This is a genomic window from Pseudomonas sp. AC463, from assembly GCF_979253585.1.
Map to the genome: position 1 here is coordinate 1 of NZ_CEEDDZ010000244.1, position 359 is coordinate 359.

General features: G+C 61.8%; 1 pseudogene. It reads right to left on the reverse strand.

Going from position 1 to position 359, the window contains the following annotated elements:
• A pseudogene (locus AC0IYH_RS29980) lies at window positions 1-335 on the reverse strand (NADH-quinone oxidoreductase subunit NuoG); the annotation flags it as partial.
• Window positions 336-359 lie beyond the last annotated feature (24 nt).

Genomic DNA, 359 nt, shown 5'->3' on the forward strand with positions numbered 1-359 from the left:
ACCGGGCACAGATCGACGACGTTGCCGCTCAGCTCGCTCGTCACCGCCTCTTCGAGGTAGGACGTGATCTGCATGTTCTCGCCGCGATAGATCGCGCCGATCTCCTCCACGCCGGCAACCTCTTCGGCGAAGCGGATGCAGCGCGTGCACTGGATGCAGCGGGTCATGATCGTCTTGACGATCGGCCCCATATATTTCTCGGTGACCGCGCGCTTGTTCTCCTGGAACCGGCTCTGGCCGCGTCCGTACGCGACCGACTGGTCCTGAAGATCGCACTCGCCGCCCTGATCGCAGATCGGACAATCCAGCGGGTGATTGATGAGCAGGAATTCCATGATGCCCTCACGGGCATGCTTCAC